Origin of the sequence: Neptuniibacter caesariensis (assembly GCF_000153345.1) — a bacterium.
Taxonomy (GTDB): domain Bacteria; phylum Pseudomonadota; class Gammaproteobacteria; order Pseudomonadales; family Balneatricaceae; genus Neptuniibacter; species Neptuniibacter caesariensis.
Genome location: NZ_CH724125.1, coordinates 1,617,245 through 1,640,448, shown reverse-complemented (window position 1 = coordinate 1,640,448; position 23,204 = coordinate 1,617,245). Strand labels below are relative to the sequence as shown.

Annotated in this window: 26 protein-coding genes; 21 read left to right on the top strand and 5 right to left on the bottom strand. The window is 46.3% G+C overall.

All coding sequences use genetic code 11. The features are described from left to right. Positions 1–696: 696 nt before the first annotated feature. From trpE to MED92_RS07640, 17 genes are all read left to right on the top strand, one after another. Entirely contained in the window at positions 697–2,181 is a 1,485-nt protein-coding gene (gene trpE / locus MED92_RS07720) for an anthranilate synthase component I (RefSeq protein ID WP_007020967.1), read from the top strand. Between the two features lie 58 nt (positions 2,182–2,239). Further along, the gene (locus tag MED92_RS07715; protein ID WP_007020966.1) at positions 2,240–2,824 is read left to right on the top strand and encodes an aminodeoxychorismate/anthranilate synthase component II; all 585 of its coding nucleotides are present in this window, start codon (positions 2,240–2,242) and stop codon (positions 2,822–2,824) included. A gap of 16 nt (positions 2,825–2,840) precedes the next feature. After that, positions 2,841–3,863 carry an anthranilate phosphoribosyltransferase gene (gene trpD / locus MED92_RS07710; protein WP_007020965.1) on the top strand — a complete coding sequence of 341 codons (1,023 nt, stop codon included), beginning with the start codon at positions 2,841–2,843 and terminating at the stop codon, positions 3,861–3,863. 3 nt (positions 3,864–3,866) lie between these two features. After that, positions 3,867–4,676, top strand: a complete 810-nt coding sequence (trpC, locus tag MED92_RS07705; protein WP_007020964.1) for an indole-3-glycerol phosphate synthase TrpC — start codon at positions 3,867–3,869, stop codon at positions 4,674–4,676. 18 nt (positions 4,677–4,694) lie between these two features. After that, positions 4,695–5,102 (top strand): OsmC family protein, encoded by a 408-nt coding sequence (locus MED92_RS07700; RefSeq protein WP_040662394.1) that lies wholly within the window; start codon positions 4,695–4,697, stop codon positions 5,100–5,102. Between the two features lie 177 nt (positions 5,103–5,279). Next, positions 5,280–6,923, top strand: coding sequence for a cache domain-containing protein (locus MED92_RS07695; protein WP_007020962.1), 1,644 nt, complete (start codon positions 5,280–5,282; stop codon positions 6,921–6,923). A 149-nt stretch (positions 6,924–7,072) separates the two neighbouring features. Next, positions 7,073–7,495, top strand: coding sequence for a 30S ribosomal protein S6 (rpsF, locus tag MED92_RS07690; protein WP_007020961.1), 423 nt, complete (start codon positions 7,073–7,075; stop codon positions 7,493–7,495). A 23-nt stretch (positions 7,496–7,518) separates the two neighbouring features. Next, entirely contained in the window at positions 7,519–7,746 is a 228-nt protein-coding gene (gene rpsR / locus MED92_RS07685; protein ID WP_007020960.1) for a 30S ribosomal protein S18, read from the top strand. Positions 7,747–7,764: 18 nt separating this feature from the next. Next, positions 7,765–8,613 (top strand): hypothetical protein, encoded by an 849-nt coding sequence (locus MED92_RS07680; protein WP_007020959.1) that lies wholly within the window; start codon positions 7,765–7,767, stop codon positions 8,611–8,613. Between the two features lie 38 nt (positions 8,614–8,651). Beyond that, positions 8,652–9,098, top strand: a complete 447-nt coding sequence (gene rplI / locus MED92_RS07675; protein WP_007020958.1) for a 50S ribosomal protein L9 — start codon at positions 8,652–8,654, stop codon at positions 9,096–9,098. Positions 9,099–9,188: 90 nt separating this feature from the next. Beyond that, positions 9,189–10,583, top strand: coding sequence for a replicative DNA helicase (gene dnaB / locus MED92_RS07670; RefSeq protein WP_007020957.1), 1,395 nt, complete (start codon positions 9,189–9,191; stop codon positions 10,581–10,583). 385 nt (positions 10,584–10,968) lie between these two features. Further along, positions 10,969–13,770: a monovalent cation/H+ antiporter subunit A gene (locus MED92_RS07665; protein WP_007020956.1), complete on the top strand. Its 2,802-nt coding sequence runs from the start codon at positions 10,969–10,971 to the stop codon at positions 13,768–13,770. Then, positions 13,770–14,126 carry a Na+/H+ antiporter subunit C gene (locus tag MED92_RS07660; protein ID WP_007020955.1) on the top strand — a complete coding sequence of 119 codons (357 nt, stop codon included), beginning with the start codon at positions 13,770–13,772 and terminating at the stop codon, positions 14,124–14,126. The genes MED92_RS07665 and MED92_RS07660 overlap by 1 nt, the downstream gene beginning before the upstream one ends. Further along, positions 14,126–15,643, top strand: a complete 1,518-nt coding sequence (locus MED92_RS07655; protein ID WP_007020954.1) for a monovalent cation/H+ antiporter subunit D — start codon at positions 14,126–14,128, stop codon at positions 15,641–15,643. The genes MED92_RS07660 and MED92_RS07655 overlap by 1 nt, the downstream gene beginning before the upstream one ends. 1 nt (position 15,644) lies before the next feature. Further along, positions 15,645–16,136: a Na+/H+ antiporter subunit E gene (locus MED92_RS07650; RefSeq protein WP_007020953.1), complete on the top strand. Its 492-nt coding sequence runs from the start codon at positions 15,645–15,647 to the stop codon at positions 16,134–16,136. Then, positions 16,130–16,399, top strand: coding sequence for a K+/H+ antiporter subunit F (locus MED92_RS07645; RefSeq protein WP_007020952.1), 270 nt, complete (start codon positions 16,130–16,132; stop codon positions 16,397–16,399). The genes MED92_RS07650 and MED92_RS07645 overlap by 7 nt, the downstream gene beginning before the upstream one ends. Before the next feature lie 9 nt (positions 16,400–16,408). Further along, on the top strand, positions 16,409–16,777 hold the full coding sequence (locus MED92_RS07640) for a Na+/H+ antiporter subunit G (RefSeq protein WP_007020951.1): 369 nt from the start codon (positions 16,409–16,411) through the stop codon (positions 16,775–16,777). A 162-nt stretch (positions 16,778–16,939) separates the two neighbouring features. Here the strand turns inward: MED92_RS07640 and MED92_RS07635 are convergent, their stop codons facing one another. Together MED92_RS07635 and bioA are read right to left on the bottom strand one after the other, a co-directional pair. Continuing rightward, positions 16,940–17,371: an acyl-CoA thioesterase gene (locus MED92_RS07635; RefSeq protein ID WP_007020950.1), complete on the bottom strand. Its 432-nt coding sequence runs from the start codon at positions 17,369–17,371 to the stop codon at positions 16,940–16,942. Between the two features lie 9 nt (positions 17,372–17,380). After that, a complete protein-coding gene (bioA, locus tag MED92_RS07630) occupies positions 17,381–18,667 on the bottom strand; it encodes an adenosylmethionine--8-amino-7-oxononanoate transaminase (RefSeq protein WP_007020949.1) in 1,287 nt (428 codons plus the stop codon). Between the two features lie 284 nt (positions 18,668–18,951). On the opposite strand from bioA, the gene MED92_RS07625 reads away from it, so the two are divergent. From MED92_RS07625 to MED92_RS07610, 4 genes are all read left to right on the top strand, one after another. Then, positions 18,952–19,386 (top strand): HvfA family oxazolone/thioamide-modified RiPP metallophore, encoded by a 435-nt coding sequence (locus tag MED92_RS07625; RefSeq protein ID WP_007020948.1) that lies wholly within the window; start codon positions 18,952–18,954, stop codon positions 19,384–19,386. Between the two features lie 75 nt (positions 19,387–19,461). Further along, entirely contained in the window at positions 19,462–20,313 is an 852-nt protein-coding gene (locus tag MED92_RS07620; RefSeq protein WP_007020947.1) for an HvfB family MNIO-type RiPP peptide maturase, read from the top strand. Continuing rightward, positions 20,294–21,061, top strand: coding sequence for an HvfC family RiPP maturation protein (locus tag MED92_RS07615; protein WP_007020946.1), 768 nt, complete (start codon positions 20,294–20,296; stop codon positions 21,059–21,061). Before MED92_RS07620 ends, MED92_RS07615 begins: the two co-directional genes overlap by 20 nt. 43 nt (positions 21,062–21,104) lie before the next feature. Next, the gene (locus MED92_RS07610; RefSeq protein WP_202899533.1) at positions 21,105–21,716 is read left to right on the top strand and encodes an HvfX family Cu-binding RiPP maturation protein; all 612 of its coding nucleotides are present in this window, start codon (positions 21,105–21,107) and stop codon (positions 21,714–21,716) included. A gap of 49 nt (positions 21,717–21,765) precedes the next feature. On the opposite strand, the gene MED92_RS18965 is transcribed toward MED92_RS07610, so the two are convergent. The 3 genes from MED92_RS18965 to tsaA all read right to left on the bottom strand — a co-directional run bounded on the left by MED92_RS18965 (position 21,766) and on the right by tsaA (position 23,194). Next, positions 21,766–21,936: a hypothetical protein gene (locus MED92_RS18965; protein ID WP_007020944.1), complete on the bottom strand. Its 171-nt coding sequence runs from the start codon at positions 21,934–21,936 to the stop codon at positions 21,766–21,768. A gap of 130 nt (positions 21,937–22,066) precedes the next feature. Then, positions 22,067–22,417 carry a hypothetical protein gene (locus tag MED92_RS07605; protein WP_007020943.1) on the bottom strand — a complete coding sequence of 117 codons (351 nt, stop codon included), beginning with the start codon at positions 22,415–22,417 and terminating at the stop codon, positions 22,067–22,069. A 63-nt stretch (positions 22,418–22,480) separates the two neighbouring features. Continuing rightward, the gene (gene tsaA / locus MED92_RS07600) at positions 22,481–23,194 is read right to left on the bottom strand and encodes a tRNA (N6-threonylcarbamoyladenosine(37)-N6)-methyltransferase TrmO (RefSeq protein WP_007020942.1); all 714 of its coding nucleotides are present in this window, start codon (positions 23,192–23,194) and stop codon (positions 22,481–22,483) included. Positions 23,195–23,204: the final 10 nt, after the last annotated feature.

Sequence of the window (23,204 nt, the reverse complement as noted above, 5' to 3'; positions counted from 1 at the left end):
TTTTGGCTTTTCTATTCCTCGAAAAAATCGATTTTATGGTTAATTAAAATCGATTTTTCTTATAAGTCCTCTTCGTCTATCTTAGTAAGCAGCTCACAGGTCATCCCCATTTTATGACTTGTACTGCGTGGCTTAACTAATTGAGACATAGCAGGTTCTTATCACAGCACTTGTATACCCCGCTTCGTCGGGGTTTTTTTTGCGCTTATTTCCGCAAATGACCTGATATCAGGCGCTGATGCCTCATCCCTTGCTTTTCGTTTATCCCCTATTTGATGTTACTTGATAGATAAAGAAGCTTTAGCTGTTAGTAATGGTTGGGGGAAGTTTGTCTGGGAAAGCATATCAAAAGGTCTGATTAATCTATGCCAGTGGTTGATTCGAATTGGCCGCTGCTATATGGTTTGGCTATCAATTATTTAATAACTGTTCTGCCGTGATGCCATTTGCTACAGCGAGTCTACTAAAAGATGCAGCAATAGATCGTTTCCCGTTTGTCGGTGAACGATGGCGATGGCGTGTCTGATTCAACCCCTGGCAGACACATATTCAGGCAGGTTGGAACTAGAGATTTGATTTCTGGTTAACTTCTGCCTTGTCTTAAGTAGAAAATTGCTACTGCTTATTTTAACTTCCTAAGTTGTGTCTGCTCAGAGCGCCTGACGTCCATTATTTACCGGCTTTGTGAGAGACAACATGACACCTGAACTTTTTGCTGAACTTGCAGCGCAAGATTACAATCGAATCCCCGTAACCCGTGAGGTGTTAGCGGATTTAGATACACCTTTATCCACCTATAAAAAACTCGCGAATCAGCCTTATAGTTATCTTTTGGAATCTGTTGAGGGCGGCGAAAAATGGGGGCGGTACTCCATTATCGGTTTGCCTTGCCGGACGATTCTGAAAGTTCATGGTGAGACCGTCACTGTCACCGATAACGGTGAAGAGCTGGAAAACTTCCAAATGGAAGATCCTCTGGATTTTGTGGAAACGTTTCAGCAGCGCTATCGGGTCCCTCAGTTAGAAGGTATGCCTCGTTTTAACGGAGGGCTGGTAGGTTATTTTGGCTATGACTGTGTTCGCTATGTAGAAAAGCGCCTGAAAGACAGCTGTCCAGAGGATACGCTGGGTACACCTGATATCCTGCTGATGGTGTCGGATGAAGTGGTGGTTTTCGACAATCTGGCAGGGAAGTTGATCCTGATCGCTCATGCAGACCCTGCTGAAGATAGTGCCTATGAAAAGGCGCAACGTCGCCTGGATCAATTGGTTGAAAAATTAAGGGTGGCGACCCCTTATGATGAAACCCCGGCCTCTCAACAGCGAGAGGTGGCTGAAGCGGAGTTTAAATCAAGCTTTGGTGAACAGGCATTTATGGGCTCTGTTGATAAGATCAAAGAGTATGTTCTCGACGGTGATATCATGCAGTGCGTGATATCCCAGCGGATGTCGATTCCATTTAACCGCAAACCGTTGGATCTCTACCGGGCACTTCGTTGTCTTAACCCATCACCTTATATGTATGTGTTAAATCTTGAAGATTTTCATGTGGTAGGCTCTTCACCAGAGATTTTAGCGCGGGTAGAAGATGGTCAGGTAAGTGTTCGTCCAATTGCGGGTACCCGAAAGCGCGGTCTTACACCTGAAGAAGATTTGGCAATGGAGAAAGAGCTGCTGGCTGATCCTAAAGAGATCGCTGAGCATCTTATGTTGATTGATCTGGGTCGGAATGATGTGGGTCGTGTCGCTGAAGTCGGTGGTGTAGAGCTAACGGATAAGATGGTAATAGAGCGCTATTCGCATGTGATGCATATCGTATCTAATGTGAACGGCAGGCTAAAACCTGATGTTTCAGCAATGGATGTTCTGCGTGCGACGTTACCTGCGGGAACATTAAGCGGTGCACCTAAAGTGCGTGCCATGGAAATCATTGATGAGATGGAACCGGTAAAACGCGGCGTCTATGGTGGTGCAGTGGGTTATCTATCCTGGAATGGGAACATGGATACAGCGATTGCGATCCGCACAGCGGTCATTAAAGATGATGTGCTGCATATCCAGGCGGGTGCGGGTGTTGTAGCGGATTCTGTGCCGCGTTTGGAGTGGAAAGAAACCATGAATAAAGGACGTGCTGTGTTTAGTGCGGTCGCAATGGTTGAAAAAGGGCTGGATAATCTGTGATCAAGAGTTCAGAAGGCATCAAAATGATTGTAATTAATCCCAGCTAAAGGAAAGAACAATGTTAGTAATGATCGACAATTATGACTCCTTTACCTACAACGTAGTGCAGTACTTAGGTGAGCTGGGAGCAGATGTGCATGTATACCGTAACGATGAGATCACGATTGAAGAGATCGAAGCGCTTAACCCTGACCATCTGGTGATCTCGCCAGGTCCATGTACGCCTAATGAAGCAGGCGTATCAGTTGCTGCGATTAAGCATTTTGCAGGTAAGCTGCCGATTCTGGGTATCTGTTTAGGACATCAGAGTATCGGGCAGGCGTTTGGTGGGGATATTGTCCGTGCTAAGCAGGTTATGCATGGTAAAACCTCTCCGGTATACCACCATGATGATGGTGTGTTCACGGCACTTAATAACCCGGTTGAAGTGACTCGATATCATTCTTTGGTTATTGATCAGGCAACGATTCCAGATTGCCTGGAGATTACCTCATGGACTCAGAATGAAGACGGCTCTATCGATGAAATTATGGGTGTTCGGCATAAAGAGCTGGATATCGAAGGTGTGCAGTTTCATCCAGAGTCAATTTTGACAGAGCAGGGGCATGACCTGCTGGCTAACTTTTTAAAACGAAGCAAATAAGTACAAGGATCAGCAGATGGATATCAAACAGGCGCTGGCTTTAGTAGTAGATAAGCAAGATCTTTCTCAAGATGATATGCGTGCCGTGATGGAGCAAATCATGACAGGCAATGCCACGGATGCGCAGATAGGTGGTTTGTTGATCGCTTTACGTATGAAAGGTGAAACGGTTGATGAGATTACGGGTGCTGCGGACGCGATGCGAGCGCTGGCGACACCTGTTGATATTGATGTCGCTAATGCTGTGGATATTGTAGGTACGGGCGGTGATGGTGCGAACCTTTTTAATGTGTCCAGTGCGTGCTCATTTGTAGTGGCGGCGGCGGGTGGTCACGTGGCTAAACATGGCAATCGCTCGGTTTCATCCAGTTCTGGTTCAGCTGATCTTCTGGAAACGGCTGGCATTAACCTGTCGTTGACGCCTGAGCAGGTTGGGGCCTGCATCGAGAAGGTGGGACTAGGCTTTATGTTTGCTCCGCAGCATCATAGTGCGATGAAGTATGCGATTGGGCCTCGTAAAGAGATGGCGCTTCGTACCTTGTTCAATATCTTGGGCCCGCTAACTAATCCAGCCGGTGCAAAGCATTATCTTCTGGGTGTATTTGATAGCAAATTATGCAAACCGATGGCTGAGGCGTTGAAAGCACTGGGAGCCGTGCATGCATTGGTTGTTCATGCTGCTGAAGGGCTGGATGAAATTAGCTTGGCGGGTGATACTTTTGTCGCTGAACTTAAAGAGGGTGAGGTAGCAGAATATACCCTGACAGCTGAAGATGCGGGGCTTTCAAAACAATCGTTGGAAGGGTTGCAGGTTCATAGTTCGGATGAAAGTCTGGCGCTGATTCAGGCGGCGTTTGCCGGTAAAAATGCTAAAGCGGTCGATATGATTGCGCTTAATGCGGGCGCGGCGCTTTACGCAGCTGATGCGACTTCGACCTTACGTGAAGGTGTTGCATTGGCAAAAGAAACGATTTTAAGTGGCGCTGCTGCAAACAAGGTTAAAGAGCTTGCTGAATTCAGTCAGGCGTTTAAGGGTTAAGACATGTCAGATACACCAACAATTTTGAAAAAAATTCTGGCGCGTAAAGCTGAAGAAGTTGCAGAGCGTCAACCGAATGTTTCAATTGCCGATCTGAAAGCAAAAATTGCTGATCAGCAAGGTACGGATTTTGATCCTCGTGGTTTTGTAGCCAATATGGCGAAGGCTATCGATGAAGGTCGTTCTGCAGTCATTGCTGAGGCAAAAAAAGCGAGCCCGTCTAAAGGGTTGTTACGTGAGCCGTTTGTGCCTTCCGAAATAGCCGCTTCCTATGAGCTTGGCGGCGCCAGCTGTTTGTCGGTGTTGACCGATCGGGATTATTTTCAGGGAAGTGAAGAGTTTCTTATGCAGGCAAGAGCTGCATGCTCCCTACCTGTTATTCGTAAAGATTTTATTGTTGATCCATACCAGGTTTATGAGGCTCGGGCGATTGGCGCGGACTGTATTCTTCTCATTGTCTCCGCCCTGGAAGACCAGCAAATGGCTGATCTGAATGGTTTGGCGGTTGAGTTAGGGATGGATGTATTGATTGAAGTGCATGGTGCAGATGAGTTAGAGCGAGCATTGCCGCTTAATAATCGTTTAGTCGGTATTAATAATCGTAATCTGCATACCTTCGAAGTGACCCTGAACAATACCTATGACCTTTTGGGGATGATTCCGGATGATCGCATTGTTGTGACGGAAAGCGGCATTCATTCGCAGGCAGATGTGAAGGCAATGCGTGAGCATAATGTTCACAGTTTCCTTGTTGGCGAAGCATTTATGCGCGCAGAAAACCCGGGTCAGAAACTAAAAGAACTTTTTGAATAAGGCTGTAGCGCTATGAGTATGAGTGCAAAAGTTAAATGGGATGGGGATGTGCGCTTTCAGGCCACAACCGGATCCGGCTTTGATTTAATGATCGATGGTGAGCTGAAGCAAGGTCCTCGACCAATGGAGTTAATGCTGCTTGGTTTGGGTGGCTGTACTAGCTATGACGTGGTGGGTATTTTGAAGAAAACCCGTCAGGATGTTGTTGATTGCGTTGCTGAAATTGAATCTGAGCGCGCGGATGAAGTACCTGCGGTATTCACTAAGATCCATATCAAGTTTGTCGTGAGTGGTCGCGGGCTCAATGAGAAAAAGGTTGGGAGGGCCGTTAAACTCTCTGCTGAGCAGTATTGTTCAGCATCCTTGATGCTTGAGCGTGGCGGTGTAGAGATTACACATAGCTACGAAATAGTGGAAGTTGAATAAAGACCTTATCATCGAACTTGAGAAAAGCTGCCAAAGGCAGCTTTTTTTTATGCTGGTATTGCCCGGAAATTGGTCTATAGTAGGCGATTAAATTCTGACTACTTATTGTTTTATATGGTTTTTTGGGAGTCAGGGGCAGTCGCATAAGAAAGATGCAGAAAAACGGCAGAGGCAAGTATGCGTTTATCAATATCAAAAACACTGGCGTTAGGTATTGTTGCACTACAGGTGGTGACCGTCTGTGTCATCATGGCTTCCTCTTACCTGAGTACTGAGCAGGTGTTGATTGGGCATGCCCAACAGCTGATGCGCAACCTGTCCCGTGAAGTTATCCATCGTTCAGAAGAGTTCCTCTCACCCGCTAAATCAGCAGTAAGCCTGACTCGAAGCCTGGCTCGTAATGAGGTGGTCAGTGAAGAAAAACCTGAGGAGATGGAGCAGTATTTCTTTGATCAGCTGATTCTTTATCCGCACATTGCTGGTATTTACTATGGCAATTTAGAAGGGGACTTTTATTTTGTTCGCCGCAGTGCTGAGGTTAGCGATTTTCAGGTCAAGAGAATACTCAACAGTCCTGAAGAAAGGACAGTGTACAACCGCTGGTACAGTAAAGAACATGAACTAGTTGATAGCGCTTTTGATCCCGATGACCTTTACGATCCGCGGATGCGTCCCTGGTTCATGAAGGCAACCAATGAAAGAAAGCAAATCTGGACCGATCCTTATCTGTTTTTCACCTCAAAAACGCCAGGGATTACTGTGGCTAGTCCTGTTTTTTCCAAAGCGGGTGAATTGGTTGGTGTTGTCGGCGTAGATATTGACCTGTCCGCTTTGTCGGATTTTCTGGGTTACCTTGAGTTAAGTGAGCATGCTTCAGCGCTAATCCTAAACAATAATGGCGATGTGATAGCACACAGGAATCTGCAAGGCAGTTATGCGGATGATCTGAATACAGGGCAAAGGCGCTTGCTTAAAATTAATGAGTTAGCGAGTGAGTCAACGCAGACAGCGGTTGCTTCTTTAGGGAAACAGCCCGGCTGGTATGTGTTAAATACTGCGGTGAATACTAATTTCTCGTATGAGGGTAAGCAGTATCATGCGGTTTTTACCCCTTTTTCGGATAACTGGCCGTGGTTGCTAGGTATTTATGTACCTGAAGACGATTTCCTGACCGAAATCAAAGAGAACCGTAAGCTGAATCTGGTTCTTGCGGGGCTCATTACTCTCATTAGTGTCATTATCGGTTTAGTGTTTGCTCGTTCTTTGTCGCGTCCCATCCATGGTATTCAGAAAAGCATTCAGTCGGTGAAAGCGGGCGTGATGGAAGTGAATATCGATACGCGGGGGAGTATTTTTCACGATATCGACGAGACCACAGAGGCTTTTGCAAGCATGGTGACTTTTCTTCAGGAAAATCAAAAGAAAAGTGAGAAGCTGAAAAAACAGCTAACGCATCAGGCAACGATTATGCAGGCGGTATTATCAAATATCGAAAGCGGTGTGGTGGTTTGTGATAATGAAGGTCGCTTTGTCTATTCAAATCGCGTTGTTAATAAGCTGCGCGGCCTGCCAGAAGATGCACATCTTGAACGCTTTGATGATGCGCCGTTTAAGTTGTTTGAGCCTGAGTCCGGGCGCGAACTAAAGCAATTTGAATGGCCAATCTTTAGGGCACTGGAGGGAGAGGTAATCTCTCATCTTGAAGTGGAAGTGGCTTCTGCCCTGGGTGAGCGCAAGCGTGTAGCTGTTCATGGGCAGCCCCTGATTGACAGTGCGGGGGAAAAGCTTGGCGCTTATGTATCAATGCGTATTCTGAAGTAGCTATTCTTCGGCTGTCTATATTTCGCGCAAAACTTGCAACACCTCTCTTAGGTGCGTAGAATTACGCGTCCTTTGGAGAACTATTTCCAATCTCCTTGCTGCCTGCCACATGGTGTGGTCAGGGGGCTATTAACCCGAAAGGAGCTAAAATGCGTCATTATGAAATCGTATTTCTGGTTCACCCGAACCAGAGTGAGCAGGTTTCTGCGATGGTTGAGCGTTACACTTCTCTAATCGAGAGTGCTGAAGGCACAATCCACCGTTTGGAAGACTGGGGTCGTCGTCAGTTGGCTTACCCAATCAACAATGCTCACAAAGCACACTATGTCCTGATGAACATCGAATGTGGTCAGGAAACTCTGGACGAACTGGAAAACCTGTTCCGTTACAACGATGCTGTTCTGCGTAACATGGTTATCCGTCGTAAAGAAGCGATCACTGAGATCTCTCCAATTAAAGCTGCTGAATCTCGCGAAGAGCGTAAGCCACGTCGTGAAGAAAAGCCTGCTGAAAAACCAGCTGAAGAAGCGGCTCCTGCTGCTGAAGCTTCTGAAGAAGCTGCTGCTGAATAATCTAAATTCTGAGGAGAGATACAATGGCTCGTTTTTTCCGCCGTCGTAAGTTCTGCCGTTTTACGGCTGAAGGTGTTCAGGAGATCGATTACAAAGATCTGGACACTTTGAAAGGTTACATCACAGAAACTGGCAAGATCGTACCTAGTCGTATCACTGGTACTAAAGCGCGTTACCAGCGTCAGCTGGCGACTGCTATCAAGCGTGCTCGTTTCGTTGCACTGCTGCCTTACACTGATAGCCATCAGTAATAGGTAGAGGAGTCGCCTATGCGCGCCTTGGCCGAATTGGTCATGAAAGGCCGCAAACAAGCGGCTTTAGTGGCGATTATCGCCGCCTTGCTGCCAATGCTCTATTGGGCAAGTGCAGCAGCCGTTGCTCTGATTACCCTTCGTAAAGGGACAAGCGACGGAGCCGGAGTACTCGTGTGGGCATTATTGCCTGCAGGTGCTTGGGCATTCAGTGGGGATCCGACACCACTGGCAGTAATAACAGGTACATTTTTACTTGCTATTACTTTGCGAGAGACAGTCTCCTGGGCAAAGGTGCTTATGCTAGCACTGCCAATTGGAGCGCTGGCCGGAATAGGACTGGAAACAGTTCTTGATGGTCTTCTCGGTCAGGTGATTGAAGCAACAGAAAAGTTTCTTTCACAGTCGGCTCACCAATCCGGAGAGGTAAATCTCGACACAGAACGGCTGCGGCTGTTGCTGGTTGGAGGATTGGGATCAGTACATACCGCCTTTATGGTGTTGAGTTTGATACTGGCGAGGTCTTGGCAGTCTGGGTTATATAATCCAGGGGGCTTTAAGCAAGAGTTTCATGTTTTGAAACTGCCTCAGATGTATACAGCTATTTTGTTGGCTTCTTTGCTAACAATCTACCAGCTGGAACTCGATTTTATGCGCTGGTTACCGCTGTTGCTGCTACCTTGGATCTTTGCGGGAATCGCATTGATACATGGCAGTTTGGCTAAACGTGATTTAGGCAGGTCCTGGCTGATTGCTTTTTATTTAGCAATTGTCTTTATCGGACCGTATGTGATTACGCTGTTGGTGTTTGCAGCTATTCTCGACAGTTTCGTCGATTTTAGAGCGCGAATACCAGCCAAGAACTAGGACTGCAATTAGATTGCAGAACAAAAGAGGTTTACGAGATGGAAGTTATTCTGCTCGAGAAAATTGGTAAGCTGGGTAACCTCGGTGACAAAGTTTCCGTAAAAAGCGGTTTCGGTCGCAACTACCTGGTACCGCAGGGCAAAGCTGTTCCTGCAACTGAAGCAAACGTTGCTAAATTCGAAGAGCGTCGTGCTGAGCTAGAAGCTGCTGCTGCAGAAAAACTGGCTGGCGCAACTGCTCGTGCTGAAGGTCTGAACGACAAAGAAGTTACTATCACTGCTAAGTGTGGTGACGAAGGTAAGCTGTTCGGTTCTATCGGTACTCGCGACATTGCTGATGCTATCACTGCTGCTGGTGCAGAAGTATGCAAGAGCGAAGTTCGTCTGCCAGAGGGCGCGCTGCGTTCTATCGGTGAGTTCGATATCGCTGTTCAGCTTCACCCAGAAGTAACTGCAGTTGTTAAACTGGCTATCGTAGGCGAGTAATCGTCTTCAGCTAGACAGTTCAGTACTGTACTATAAAAGCACTGCGTGGTTTTCCCGCAGTGCTTTTTTTGTTTTTAGGTCGTAGGTTTTATGGAAACGAATGTTATTTCAGACGAAGATCTGGCCAAAATAAAAGTCCCTCCCCATTCTATGGAAGCTGAGCAATCGGTTTTGGGCGGGCTTATGCTGGATAATAATGCCTGGGATACTGTCTCGGAGATTGTTGTAGATGACAATTTCTATCGACAGGAGCACCGTCAGATATATCGCACAATGCGTAAGCTGGTGAACGATGGGAATCCGCTGGATGTGGTTACCTTATCAGAGGAGCTTGATCGTACTGCAGAGCTGGAAAGTGCAGGTGGCCTTGATTATCTGATTGAGTTGGCAAAGAACACGCCGAGTGCTTCCAATATTCGTGCTTATTCTGAAATTGTTCGTGATCGTGCCCTGTTAAGGCAGATGATTAGCGCGGCAAATGAGATCGCAGATGGTGCCTTTAACCCAGAGGGGCGCTCATCTGAAGAGCTTCTGAATTCGGCAGAACAGAAAATCTTTCAGATTGCTGAAAATCGCCCTAATCAGGGAGGCCCTGAGGGCGTAAATGAGCTGTTGAAAAAAGCGGTTGATCGTATTGATACGCTGTTTAACAGCGATGGTGATATGACAGGTGTCACCACTGGCTTTGACGATCTGGATCATAAGACGGCAGGCCTACAGCCTTCTGACTTGATCATTGTGGCCGCACGTCCTTCGATGGGTAAAACAACCTTTGCCATGAACCTGGTAGAGAATGCGCTAATGGCGACCAGTAAGCCCGTGCTTGTATTTAGTCTGGAGATGCCTGCAGAGCAGTTGATGACGCGTATGCTTTCCTCCCTGGGACGTATTGACCAGACGCGAATTCGTACAGGTAAATTAGAAGAAGAGGATTGGCCCAAACTGACAACCGCCGTCAATATGATGCGCGACAAGCCGTTATTCATTGATGATCAGGCGGGTATCAGTCCAAACGAGCTACGTACACGTGCACGAAGAATTGTCAGAGAGCATGGGCCCATTTCGATGATCATGATCGACTATCTGCAATTAATGCAGATGAAAACACCGGGCATCGAAAGTCGTACCCAGGAAATCTCTGAGATTTCTCGTTCTTTGAAAGCGATTGCTAAGGAGTTGGAATGTCCGGTAGTCGCTTTGTCACAGCTTAACCGTACATTGGAGCAGCGCCCAAACAAACGCCCCGTAAACTCAGATTTGCGTGAATCGGGAGCGATTGAGCAGGATGCCGACGTTATTATGTTTATCTATCGTGATGAAGTATATAACGAAGATTCAGAGCATAAGGGTGTTGCGGAAATTATTATCGGTAAGCAGCGTAATGGTCCAATCGGTACATCGCGGTTGGCCTTTATTGGTAAGTTCACCAAATTTGAGAATCTGGCGCCTGATGTTTATGCGCAATACGCAGGAATGGATGATTAACCCTCTTTACTTAACAAATACCGAGGTAATCAATTTGAAGGGGCTTCTAAAGAAGTATTCTGAGTCTGTTTGGTAGTTGTTACCCTGATTGTGGATTATCCATTCTGTCAAAATACGGCTGAGTTGTCGGTGTCACGCTGGGTTAGCTTAATGGGCTTGGTGAACAGGCAATAAGGGACATTACTTAATCTGGGAAATTATAGGTAACTGTTTGTTTCTTCAGAATATAGATAACCTGTACAAGAGATGAGTAGCAATGGACACTGTGAATAAAAACATAGAAAATTAGGGTGTTTTCATGCCCTGAAATGGCGGGTGTACTTAAGTTTTAGAAAGCGCATCTCTATCCCTGCTTGGTGATGGATCTAACCGGATTAAGACACGTATGAAATTGTTTGCGGTATTATTGTTACCTTTACTGGGCAGCCTTGTGCCATTATTTGCTGCCCGTTTTAATAGAACGGTCTGTGCTTGGTTAACGGCTATAGCGCCAGCTATCGCGTTAGGCATTGTTCTTTCGCTCAGCCCACAGCTGCTCAATGGTGAAGTCTTTGCTTATGCTGTTGATTGGGTTCCTGCAGCGGGACTGGAGCTATCCGTCAGATTAGATGGTTTGGCTTTCCTCTTCTTATTGCTCATATTGGGTATTGGTCTTCTGATCATTTTATATGCTCGATATTACTTATCTCAGAAAGATTCCATAGGACGTTTCTTTGCCTATCTGATGCTGTTTATGACCGCGATGGTGGGCATAGTCGCTTCAGGCAACCTTTTGCAGATGTGGTTCTTCTGGGAATTAACCAGTATCAGTTCTTTCCTGCTAATTAGTTTCTGGTCAGATCGTACTGAAGCGCGTAAAGGCGCGCGCATGGCCTTAACTGTTACCGGGGCGGGTGGTCTTGCACTACTGGCCGGGGTGATTCTGATTGGTCAGGTCGTTGGAAGCTATGATCTTCAAAAAGTGCTCAGTAGCGGGGATCTGATTCGGGAATCCCACCAGTATCCGTATATATTAGTACTGGTTCTGCTAGGTGCATTTACAAAGTCTGCTCAGTTCCCATTTCATTTCTGGTTGCCTAATGCGATGGCGGCCCCAACACCTGTCAGCGCTTATTTGCACTCTGCTACGATGGTAAAAGCGGGCATCTTCTTAATGGCTCGTTTCTATCCGGTTCTGTCCGGCACCGATATGTGGTTCATGATAGTGAGTATCACTGGCCTTTGTACCTTGTTAGTCGGTGCTTACATCGCTTTGTTTAAGCATGACTTAAAAGGACTGCTAGCTTACTCGACCATTAGTCACCTGGGTCTGATTACCTTGTTATTAGGTATGGATACCCGGATGGCTGCCGTTGCGGCGATTTTCCACATTATCAATCACGCGACGTTTAAGGCATCTCTGTTTATGGCGGCAGGGATTATTGACCATGAATCTGGCTCTCGTGATATGAGGCAGTTAAACGGTTTGTGGAAATATATGCCTTATACCGCGACTTTGGCCATTATCGCAGCCTCATCTATGGCAGGGGTGCCCTTGCTTAACGGCTTCTTATCTAAAGAGATGTTCTTTACTGAGACCCTTGATCAGGGAACCTTAGGCTCTCTATCTTGGGCAATTCCTGTATTGGCAACGATTGGGGCAGCCTTCTCGGTCGCTTACTCGTTGCGCTTTATGCATGATGTCTTCTTCAATGGTGAGCCGGTTAATCTGCCTAAAACACCTCATGAACCACCGCGTTACATGAAACTTCCTGTTGAGATACTGGTAGCTTGTTGTTTAGCGGTTGGTATGCTTCCGGGTCTTGTTGTTCTTGATCTGTTAAATGCTGCCTCTTCAGCAACACTACAAGGTAATGTACCTGAGTATAATCTGGCGATTTGGCATGGCTTTAATATTCCGTTGTTAATGAGTGCGCTTGCGATGGTAGGTGGTTTGATTATCTACTATAACCGTAAAAAGCTCTTTCATTTCCAAGGGCAGTTCCCAGAGCCTGACTCTAAATTGGTATTTGAGGCGTGGGTACAAGCCTTGGTTCGTGCCGCAAGTGCAGTGCATGGCTGGATTGAAAACGGCTCCCTGCAGCGTTACCTGGCTATCTTCTTGCTCATGACATTTGCGGTGTCGGTCGTGCCATTAATGCAGTTGCAAGAAACGGCAGGCCTGCGATCTCAGTTACCACTTGATTATGCTTCAGGTACGGCAGCGGTGCTGCTGATGCTGGCTGCATTCGCAACGATTATCTGGCATCGTCAGCGTTTGATTTCGCTTCTTATGCTGTCGGTTGTTGGTTTGATTGTATCGGTGGCGTTTACTCGCTTCTCCGCGCCGGATCTGGCACTGACTCAGTTAGCGGTAGAGGTAGTTACCGTTATCCTGCTTATGCTTGCTCTGTTCTTTTTACCGAAGCGAACGCCCAAAGAATCGGCTCCGCGACGCTTGGTGCGTGATATCAGTATCTCAGCACTGGTGGGCGGGATTGTAGGTACGGTGAACTATGCGTTGATGACGCGCCCACTGGAATCTATCTCTGACTTCTTTGTCGCCAATAGTAAGACCGGAGGGGGCGGTACTAACGTCGTCAATGTTATACTGGTCGATTTCCGCGGTTTCGATACTTTTGGCGAAATTACTGTTTTAGGCATTGCCGCGTTAGGTATCTATAAACTAATCGTGCGTATGCGACTGTATATGCCATCAGGCGATGAATTTGGACGACACTGGAGTACAGACTCCCATCCAATGGTCTTGTCGACTATTTCACAAATGCTGCTGCCTTTGGCCCTGCTAGTTTCTGTTTACATCTTCCTGCGAGGGCATAACGAACCTGGTGGGGGCTTTATAGCCGGCTTGATTACCGCTGTAGCCATTATCCAGCAATACATTGCTAATGGTGTGGAGTGGATGAAGGAGCGTATCAGTCTTAACTATCAGGCATTAATTGGTTCGGGGCTGTTAATAGCGTTTGTAACCGGCGCCGGTAGCTTTGTATTTGACCGCCCATTCTTAACGTCGTGGTTTGATTACTTCAAGTGGCCTTGGGTAGGTAAGTTTGAGCTGGCCAGTGCCATGATGTTTGATTTGGGTGTTTATCTCACGGTGGTAGGTGCAACCATGATGATATTGGCAAACCTGGGTAAACTAACAACCTCTGAGCGAGTAGATACTCGTGAGTTGGAGAATCTGTAATGGAACTAATCTATGCGCTTTGCGTGGGTGTGTTAACAACCTGCGGTATTTTTCTGACTCTTAGGGGGCGTACTTTTCCCGTGGTTATGGGTTTAACCATGCTTTCTTATGCGGTGAACCTGTTTCTTTTCTCTAGTGGTCGGCTTGTGGTTAATGGTGCTGCAATCCTTGGTACAACAGAGCAGTATGCTGACCCATTGCCGCAGGCCCTGGTGTTGACGGCTATCGTGATTGGCTTTGCGATGACGGCTTACGCAGTAATTCTGGCCATGAGGGCGCGTGCTGATCTGGGCAATGATCACGTTGATGGAAGTGAAAAGGCATTGGATATGCAGATGAAGGAGAAGTTGAAGTGATGCAACACCTTCCGATTCTTCCGGTTTTAATTCCGATGCTGGTTGCAGTGTTGATGTTGCTGCCGCCTTTTTCCACAACATTGAATCGCCAAAGGGCTATCAGCTTTGTCGGTGTGATTGCAACGCTGGCTGTTTCGATTCAACTGATTCTTATTGCAGATAGTGGAATCATCAATATTTATCAACTGGGCAATTGGCAGGCACCTTTTGGGATTGTCTTGATTGCTGATCGGTTGTCCAGCTTGATGATTTTGCTAACTATGGTGCTTGCGTTTGGCGCACTTTTATATGGTGTGGCTGCAGATGATCGAACGGGTATGTTCTTTTATCCGCTGTTTATGTTCCAGTTGATGGGGATAAACGGCGCTTTTCTAACAGGCGATATTTTCAATCTGTTCGTCTTTTTTGAGGTGCTGTTGCTCGCTTCCTATGCTTTGGTTGTCCACGGCGGGGGCAAGCAGAAAACTCTGGCCAGTGTTCATTATGTAACACTTAACCTTATTGGTTCTGCTTTATTCCTCTTTGCGCTTGGTATTATGTACGGAGTGCTTGGAACTCTGAATATAGCTGACATGGCGGTTAAGGTTCGTACGCTTTCTGGAGCGGATAAACTGCTTGCTCAGGTCGGTGGTATGATGCTGCTGCTGGTATTCGGCTTGAAATCGGCAATGTTTCCTTTGCACTTCTGGTTGTCTCGTACTTACTCAAGCGTAAGTGCGCCTGTAGCAGCTTTATTCGCTATTATGACGAAGGTCGGCATCTACAGTATTTTGCGTATATTCACCGTTGTTTTCGGCGATCATGCAGGTGAGCTTGCTAATTTAGCCGGTGCCTGGTTGTGGCCGATCGCGATACTTACAATAGCAATCGGTGCTATAGGTGCCCTCGCAAGCCAAACCTTACGTATGTTGGTTTCTAATCTTGTGATTGTGTCTGTTGGTACCATGTTGTGTGCTTTGGCTATCAATACACCCGAATCGGCCGCTGCAGCACTCTATTATTTGATTCATTCAACGCTTATTACCGGCGCAATGTTTCTATTGGCTGATGCGATTGCCGAGCAAAGAGGTAAAGTGTTAGATCGTTTTGCCCGTTCTCGCCGGATGTGCCAATCCTTGCCTTTGGGAATCGCGTTTTCTTTGGCTGCTGTTTCGATGATTGGTTTGCCGCCTTTCTCAGGCTTTTTAGGCAAGGTTATGATCTTGCAGACAGCGGTTGAGCCTTCCGAAATTGCCTGGGCATGGTCTGCGATATTAATTGCTAGCCTGATGGGGGTTATCGCGATGTCACGGGGTGGCTCTACAATGTTCTGGCGAGTTGGCGGAGAGCCGAATTTCTGTGAAATGCTTCCTACCGTGAAGTTAGTTGCTGTTTTCTTCTTGCTGGCGATGTCGCCTTTGTTGGTTATATTCGGTGGCCAAATCACTGAATTTACAACACAGACAGCTACACAAATTTACCAGCAAGCAGAGAATCCGCATATGCTGCTGCCTTCGTTAAACACAAAAGGAGGTTAAGATGATGCATATTCTTTTCCCGATGCCCTGGCAAAGCATTGTTCTATTTACAGTCTGGTTACTGTTGAATGAGTCGATTGCTCCGGGCCATCTTGTGTTGGCTGCTTTTTTAGCGATTGGTATCCCTCAGCTTCTTAGGGGGACGCAGGATCATCCCTTCAGGATTCAAAAGCCCATGCTCGCTGTCATGTATGCGCTCAAAGTTTTGGGAGATATTGTATCAGCGAATTTTGAGGTTGCGGTTCAGGTACTGGGGCCGTCTAAACGCTTACAACCAGGGTTTCTGGCAATCCCTTTAGATATTACCGGAGACTTTCCGATCACCTTACTGGCAAGCACAATTTCTCTGACCCCTGGTACAGTGAGTGCTGAAGTATCGAGTGATCAGAAGTGGCTATATGTCCATGCGCTTCATCTTGTGGATGAAACAGCATCGATCAGAGAGATTAAAAAGCGCTATGAACAGCCATTGAAGGAGATTTTCGGATGTTAATGATCTGCCTTATTGCTGCAACGGCTATGGTTATCATTGCGATGACGCTTAACTTGATAACTATGTTTGTCGGCCCTGATCAACCTGATCGCATTCTGGCACTGGATACTATGTATATAAATAGTATTGCTTTGATTCTTTTGTTTGGCTTGATTATGGGTACATCGCTCTATTTTGAAGCTGCTTTGCTAATTGCAATGTTGGGCTTTGTGAGTACGGCTGCATTGTGTAAATACTTGTTGCGCGGCGATATCATTGAGTAAGGGTTAAGCATGGATTTTTTTATTGAACTTGTTGTATCCGCGTTACTACTGATGGGCGGTATTTTTGTCCTATTAGGCTCCATTGGTCTGTTAAAAATGCCGGATTTCTATATGAGACTTCACACGCCAACTAAAGCCACGACGTTAGGCATGGGGGCGATTCTAGTCGCTTGTATGCTGCTCACTTCCTACCGAAGTGGTGGCGTGAGTGCGCATGAACTACTTATTACCATTTTTCTTTTTATAACGGCGCCTGTGAGTGCAATGATGCTAGCGAAAACTGCGCTGCATCTTAAAGTGAAGATTAAAAAAGGTAGCCGTAACAGGGACCTTGCTGAGACTGCAAAACACCGAGAACCTCCAAGCCATGCGGAATAGCCAACAGCTTCCATAACAAGAACGTTGTGGTGTTGGTAAAATGAAATAGTTTTTTTGTGGGTCTGAGCGAATAGAAAGAAAGGGGAATATTCCCCTTTCTTTTTAGCTTATCTATCTGGATGCATTGAGGGGGCTCTATAGCCTCAATTTGTATATCCCCGCTTAGGCTTCCTTAAGTACCTTATTTGCAAAGGCTTCCGGAATACCTGTCACCTTACGTTGTTCATAATCGAAAAATACGACCCCTGTTTTCGCATGCGCTACTTCGACGGCGGTCTTCTTATTGGTAATCAGATAAAAAATATCACAGCCATATTTGTTGAAGTCGCCAAGCGCGATATCGATCTGAAGCAGATCCCCATGGAAGCCTTCCGCTTTATATACAATTGCTGAGTCTGTCATGATCAGACCTAGACCCTCAATATCCAGCTCTGCATAGTGATAATGGTTTAGAAAGCGGATGCGTGCTTCATGCACAATGGATAGCATGGCATCGTTGCTGAGGTGGCCCCCATAGTTGATGTCGCTAATTCGGATTGGCATCTCTGTGGAAAAGATGTAGTTATCCGGCATATCAATTTTTATTCTTGCCATTGTTCTTCCTTAATACTGATAGGCTGCTACAGATTCGACCATACCTGAGGTCAGTGTGGCAAGATCTTCATCCTGCATAATAAAGGGAGGCATTACATAAACAAGCTTACCGAATGGACGTATCCATAAGCCTCGTTCAATAAATAGCTTCTGAATCTCGCTAGTATTGACCGCCTCTTTCATCTCTATCACACCAATAGCGCCTAAGACTCTAACATCGGCTACCTTAGCAAGGTTTTTGGCTTCTAAAAGTCCAGCTTTGAGTCCGTTTTCAATTCTTTGGACATTGCTTTGCCAGTCGTTGTTAACAAGCAGTTCGAGGCTTTTGTTTGCTACAGCGCAGGCCAACGGATTACCCATAAATGTTGGTCCGTGCATGAAGCATCCGGCGCCGCCAGCAGAGATTGTCTCACCAATATGGCTGCTGGTCAGCGTCGCTGCCAACGTCATATAACCCCCGGTTATCGCTTTTCCGAGGCATAATATATCGGGTTCGATTCCTGCATGCTCACAGGCAAAAAGGCGGCCGCTTCGTCCAAAGCCTGTCGCAATTTCATCAGCGATGAGCAGTACATCATATTCGTCGCAGAGCGTGCGCGCCTGGCGAAGATATTCGGCAGAATAAAAACGCATACCTCCAGCGCCCTGAACTATTGGTTCAAGAATCAGAGCTGCTATCTGGTCATGGTTTTGCGCCAGTAGGCTTTGAAGAGGGGTTATGTCGTTTTCATCCCAGGCTTGTTCAAACCTTGTTTGTGGGGCAGGAGCAAAGAACTGTTTAGGTAGTGTGCCGGAAAAAATTTCGTGCATACCTGTAACCGGATCGCAAACTGCCATCGCCCCAAAAGTGTCACCATGATATCCATTACGTATGGTGATCAGTTTGTGTTTTTCAGGTTTGCCACGGGCATGTTGGTATTGAATGGCCATTTTTAAGGCAACTTCGACCGCAACTGAACCTGAATCAGCAAGGAATACTTTATCGAGACTCGATGGAGTCATTTCTACGAGTTTCTTGCACAGCTCAATAGCAGGTTCATGGGTCAGGCCGCCAAACATCACATGTGACATTTTATCAATCTGCTGATGGGCTGCCTGATTAAGCTCTGGATGATTGTAGCCGTGTATTACTGACCACCAGGAGGCCATGCCATCAATGAGTTCGCGCCCATCTGCCAGCTTTATTCTCACACCTCTTGCGGATTCCACAGGGTAGGTTGGCGGTGGATTGATCATCGAAGAGTAGGGATGCCAAATATGCTGTTGGTCAAAAGATACCTGCTCAGTAGAGATCATAAATGTGCCTTGTATAGATAGAAAATATAAACAATTAGAGCTTGCCTAGGCTCTTCAATCAAGAAGAGTTATTAAAGCCGACTAAAGTTTTAGGGAACAAATCTGCAATATAAGGCTCTATGTATCAGTGAGCGCTGCAATACAGAAAAAATTTACAAAACTTTACAATTTGTGAAACTTTCTTGAAAGCGCAGGGTCACAAACGCAAGAGCTAGTGACAGGCTCTAGTTGAATTAAAAACTATCGCAAGATGATAAAAAACTGATAATTGGGGTGAAACCAAAATGGCTAAGAATTCTTCTGTAAAACCTATGGTAGCTGCTGTTGGTGCGGCGTTTATTGCTGGTATGGCTACTGCACCTGTTGCAACAGCTGCGGAGAATCCTTTTGCAGCAACTGACCTGTCTTCTGGCTACAGCCAGCAAGTTGCAATGAACGAAGGTAAGTGCGGCGAAGGTAAATGCGGCGGTAAAAAAACTAAAAGCGAAGGCAAATGCGGCGAAGGTAAGTGCGGCGGTAAGAAAGCTGAAGGCGAAGGCAAGTGCGGCGAAGGTAAGTGCGGCGGTAAGAAAGCTGAAGGCGAAGGCAAGTGTGGCGAAGGTAAGTGCGGCGGTAAAAAAGCTGAAGGCGAAGGCAAATGCGGTGAAGGCAAATGCGGTGGCGACAAAAAGCCAGCAGAAGGTAAATGTGGCGAAGGTAAATGTGGTGGTTCTAAGTAATCACAGTCTTACTTTGTAGTCGACGTGAGGCCCTGCACAGCGGGGCCTTTTGATCTCTGGTGAGCGGAGCGATAAATGAGCAATAAAGCGTATCCTGTGTCAGGTGCAGGTTTTGGTTTTCGTCGTTGCATGACGGAAACTTTAAAAGAAGTCGATGCCGATTCAATCGATTTTCTGGAAATTGCACCAGAAAACTGGATGGGCTTGGGAGGGCGATTCGGTAAAGCGTTTCGTCGATACACCGAACAGTATCCGTTTATGGCTCATGGCTTGTCGTTGTCGATTGGTGGGCCAACGCCACTTGATATGGAGTTTCTTAAGAACTTAAAAGTTTTTCTTAAGGACCATAATATCCGCGCGTATTCCGAACATCTGAGCTACTGCTCTGATGATGGGCATATGTATGATCTGATGCCAATTCCGTTTACCGAAGAAGCTGTTAAGTACGTTGCTGGTCGGATTCGACAGGTTCAGGATGTACTCGAACAGAAAATCGCGATGGAAAACGTTTCTTACTATGGCGTTGCCGGTTCCGAAATGACCGAGCAGGAGTTTCTGCTTGCTGTGCTTGAGGAAGCCGATTGCGAATTGCTTCTCGATGTGAACAACATCTACGTGAACAGTGTGAATCATGGCTACGATGCCAATACTTTCCTGAATGCGATGCCTGCAGAACGGATAATGTATCTACATATTGCAGGTCATTATGATGAGGCCGAAGACCTGATTGTTGATACGCATGGAGCACCGGTTATTGACCCTGTCTGGTCTCTGCTGCAAAAAACCTATGATCGTTTTGGTTTGATTCCGACTTTGCTCGAGCGTGATTTCAATATTCCGCCGATGGCAGAGCTACTTGAAGAAGTAGACCAGGTTCGTTTTTACCAGAATCAATGGAAGATGAGTCATGAACAAACAGTTGCCTGAATTTCAGGAGCATCAATACGCTTTTGCGGCTCATATTCGTAATCCTGACAAAAATGCTAAACCCGACGGGATCGAAGATCGTCGTATGGCCATTTATCGGGATCTCTTCTTCAACAATGTTGAAGGCTTTCTGGCGGGTAACTTTCCGGTTCTGAAACGCATTAGTTCGGAAGCTTATTGGTTAGGGTTGGCGCGCGAGTTCTTTGAGTATCACCATTGCCATACGCCCTATTTTTTGGAGATAGGGCAGGAATTTATTCAGTTTGTGAACGAGGAAAGAGAGCCTCAGGAAAGTGATCCTGCGTTTCTCAATGAGTTGATTCACTATGAGTGGGTCGAGTTGGCACTGGATTCTTCACAGTTAGAGCTGCCTTTGGATGATGTAAAACCAAACGGCGACCTTTTGACTGAGCATCCGGTACAGTCTCCGTTAGCCTGGTCATTATCGTATCAATTCCCGGTGCATTGTATCAGGCCTGATTTTTTGCCTGAGCAACCTGCCGAACAGCCGACGTTCTTGATCGCGTACCGTAACCGTGAAGACGAAGTGAACTTTATGGAAGTTAATGCAGTGACCGCGCGTTTGCTTTATCTCCTTTCAGAAGATGATGAGCTTTCTGGTGAAGCTGCGCTGTTGCAAATTGCTGAAGAGATGCAGCACCCCGAGCCAAGTCAAGTGGTGGCTGGGGGCGGACAGACCCTGGAGCACTTACGTTCTAAAGGGATCATTCTAGGAACAAAACTATAATTACTGGCGCTTACGAGCGTGCCTATGATAGATGGGTGGAAATATGGCGAATGCTGTTGTGAACCTAATAAATCGCTTTCAAGATATTCTTGATAGTACCCGTGTTGCAGATGGCCTTGCGCCACTGTTGTTACGTTTATATCTCGCCCCTGTATTTCTACAGGCAGGCTGGAATAAACTTTCTCATTTCGAAGATACAGCTGCGTGGTTTGGCAACCCCGATTGGGGATTGGGATTACCTATGCCCGAAGTGATGGCTGCTTTGGCGGCAGGCACTGAATTTTTAGGAGGCATTCTTCTAATTGTTGGTTTCGCTGTCCGCTGGATTAGCATTCCTTTGATGGTAACCATGTTAGTGGCTGCATTTGCTGTGCATTGGGAGAATGGCTGGTTAGCGATTTCTGATGGCAGTAGTTGGCTAGCGGGCGAGCGTGTGATGGAAGCGCAGGAGCGATTAGCGGCTGCTAAGAGCATTCTGGAGCAACATGGTAATTACAGCTGGTTAACAGGCCGGGGCTCTGTGGTTATTTTGAATAATGGTATTGAATTTGCGATTACCTACTTTGTGATGTTATTGAGTCTCTTCTTCACCGGAGCGGGGCGCTGGGTGAGTGTGGATCACTTTATTACTAAGTGCTTTAGACAGAAGGGCTAACCAGTAGATTATAAAAAAGGCCGCATTAGCGGCCTTTTTTATGGATGATTTAGCGCTGAGGAGGAAAGGTCATCAAATTAAAAATGGCATCGGTATACCAGTGAGATGCACTGATCAGGTCGGTTACTGATTCAGACTCAAAAACACGCTCAACATAACACTCAAATAGCGCGTTGGACTCTTCGAACAGGGTTTCTACATTGGTTACTGAGAAGTTCATTTAGACCTCGGAAAGTTTTTTAAATGCTCCTTATCAACAGCAGTTGAAATCGCTTTTAAATATCATCCATGTAATTCCGAGTATTTTACTTGGGTTTTAGACTTTGGTCAAATGTGCGGGTGCAGCATTGCTAGAGGCTTTCTTCCAGTATTTTGCGCTTTTGATCCTGGCTTAAAGATTCGATGGCTTGGCCAGATAGCTCTTCAAGCATCTCGTTTAGAAGAGGTGTGCAAGTACCTGAAGCATCTAACGCATTGTCGATAACCTGGCCTACTGTAGGCTTTTCCTGACTATTCAACGCTTGCTCATCGTCCATGCACTGTAAGTAATTTTCAATGTAAATCGTGCCCGTATCCGTTTGCTCCTGAAACAGTTGAGGCAGAAGTTGCATCCAGCGCTCCAAATCGCTCAGCGTTGTTTCTGCATGCGAATGCATAGGCAGAAAGGTTAGCGCGAGAAGCAAGTAGATCGGTCTAAGCATAAGAAACTTCCTGAGTTTTATCCCATTATAAATCGATGATGATTAAGCGTAGGTGAACACTTTTTAGTCGACTTGCTCAATTTGTAAAACACGAATATCAGTTGCAGAGATACTGAACCGAATATTCATATCATACAGACGTACTCCATAAATTTTTTCTTCATCGTCCTTTTTATAGGCAGGGCGAGGATCGCAATTGAGAAGCTCGTTGATCTGCTGCCTTACGGGTTGGTTGAACTTTTCTTCGGACCTGGCGATCGCTTGCAGGGCTTGTTCTGAATAGAAAACGTCCCGATCCAAGGTGGTTATTTCGGTAGCTAACTCAAATACAGCCTCTGGTATCTGGTCCGAATAGGGTAGGTACGGCTTAATATCGACGATAGGTGTTCCGTCAAGTAAATCCGCACCTGATATGACGAGCTCAAGTTTCCCATTGCCTGATTCAATGCTGATAAGTTCAACGGGTGAAAGCCCTATGGGGTTGGGCCGGAAAGGTGAACGTGTAGAGAAAACCCCCATACGCTTATTACCTCCGAGCCGGGGAGGTCTTACTGTTGGGGTCCAGCCTTTATCAATGCATTCACTAAAAATAAACAACACCCATATATGGCTACAACCTTCCAGACCTCTGACAATTTCTGGTCGTGTGTATTCTGGTAGGAAAACTATCCGGGAGTTCAGGCTTTTAGCCAGGCCTGGTTGCCGGGGAATACCAAATTTTTCTTTATAAGGGCTTTGAATAGTGGCAATTGCATTAAATTGGAACGAGTTGTTCATCAAAAATTCG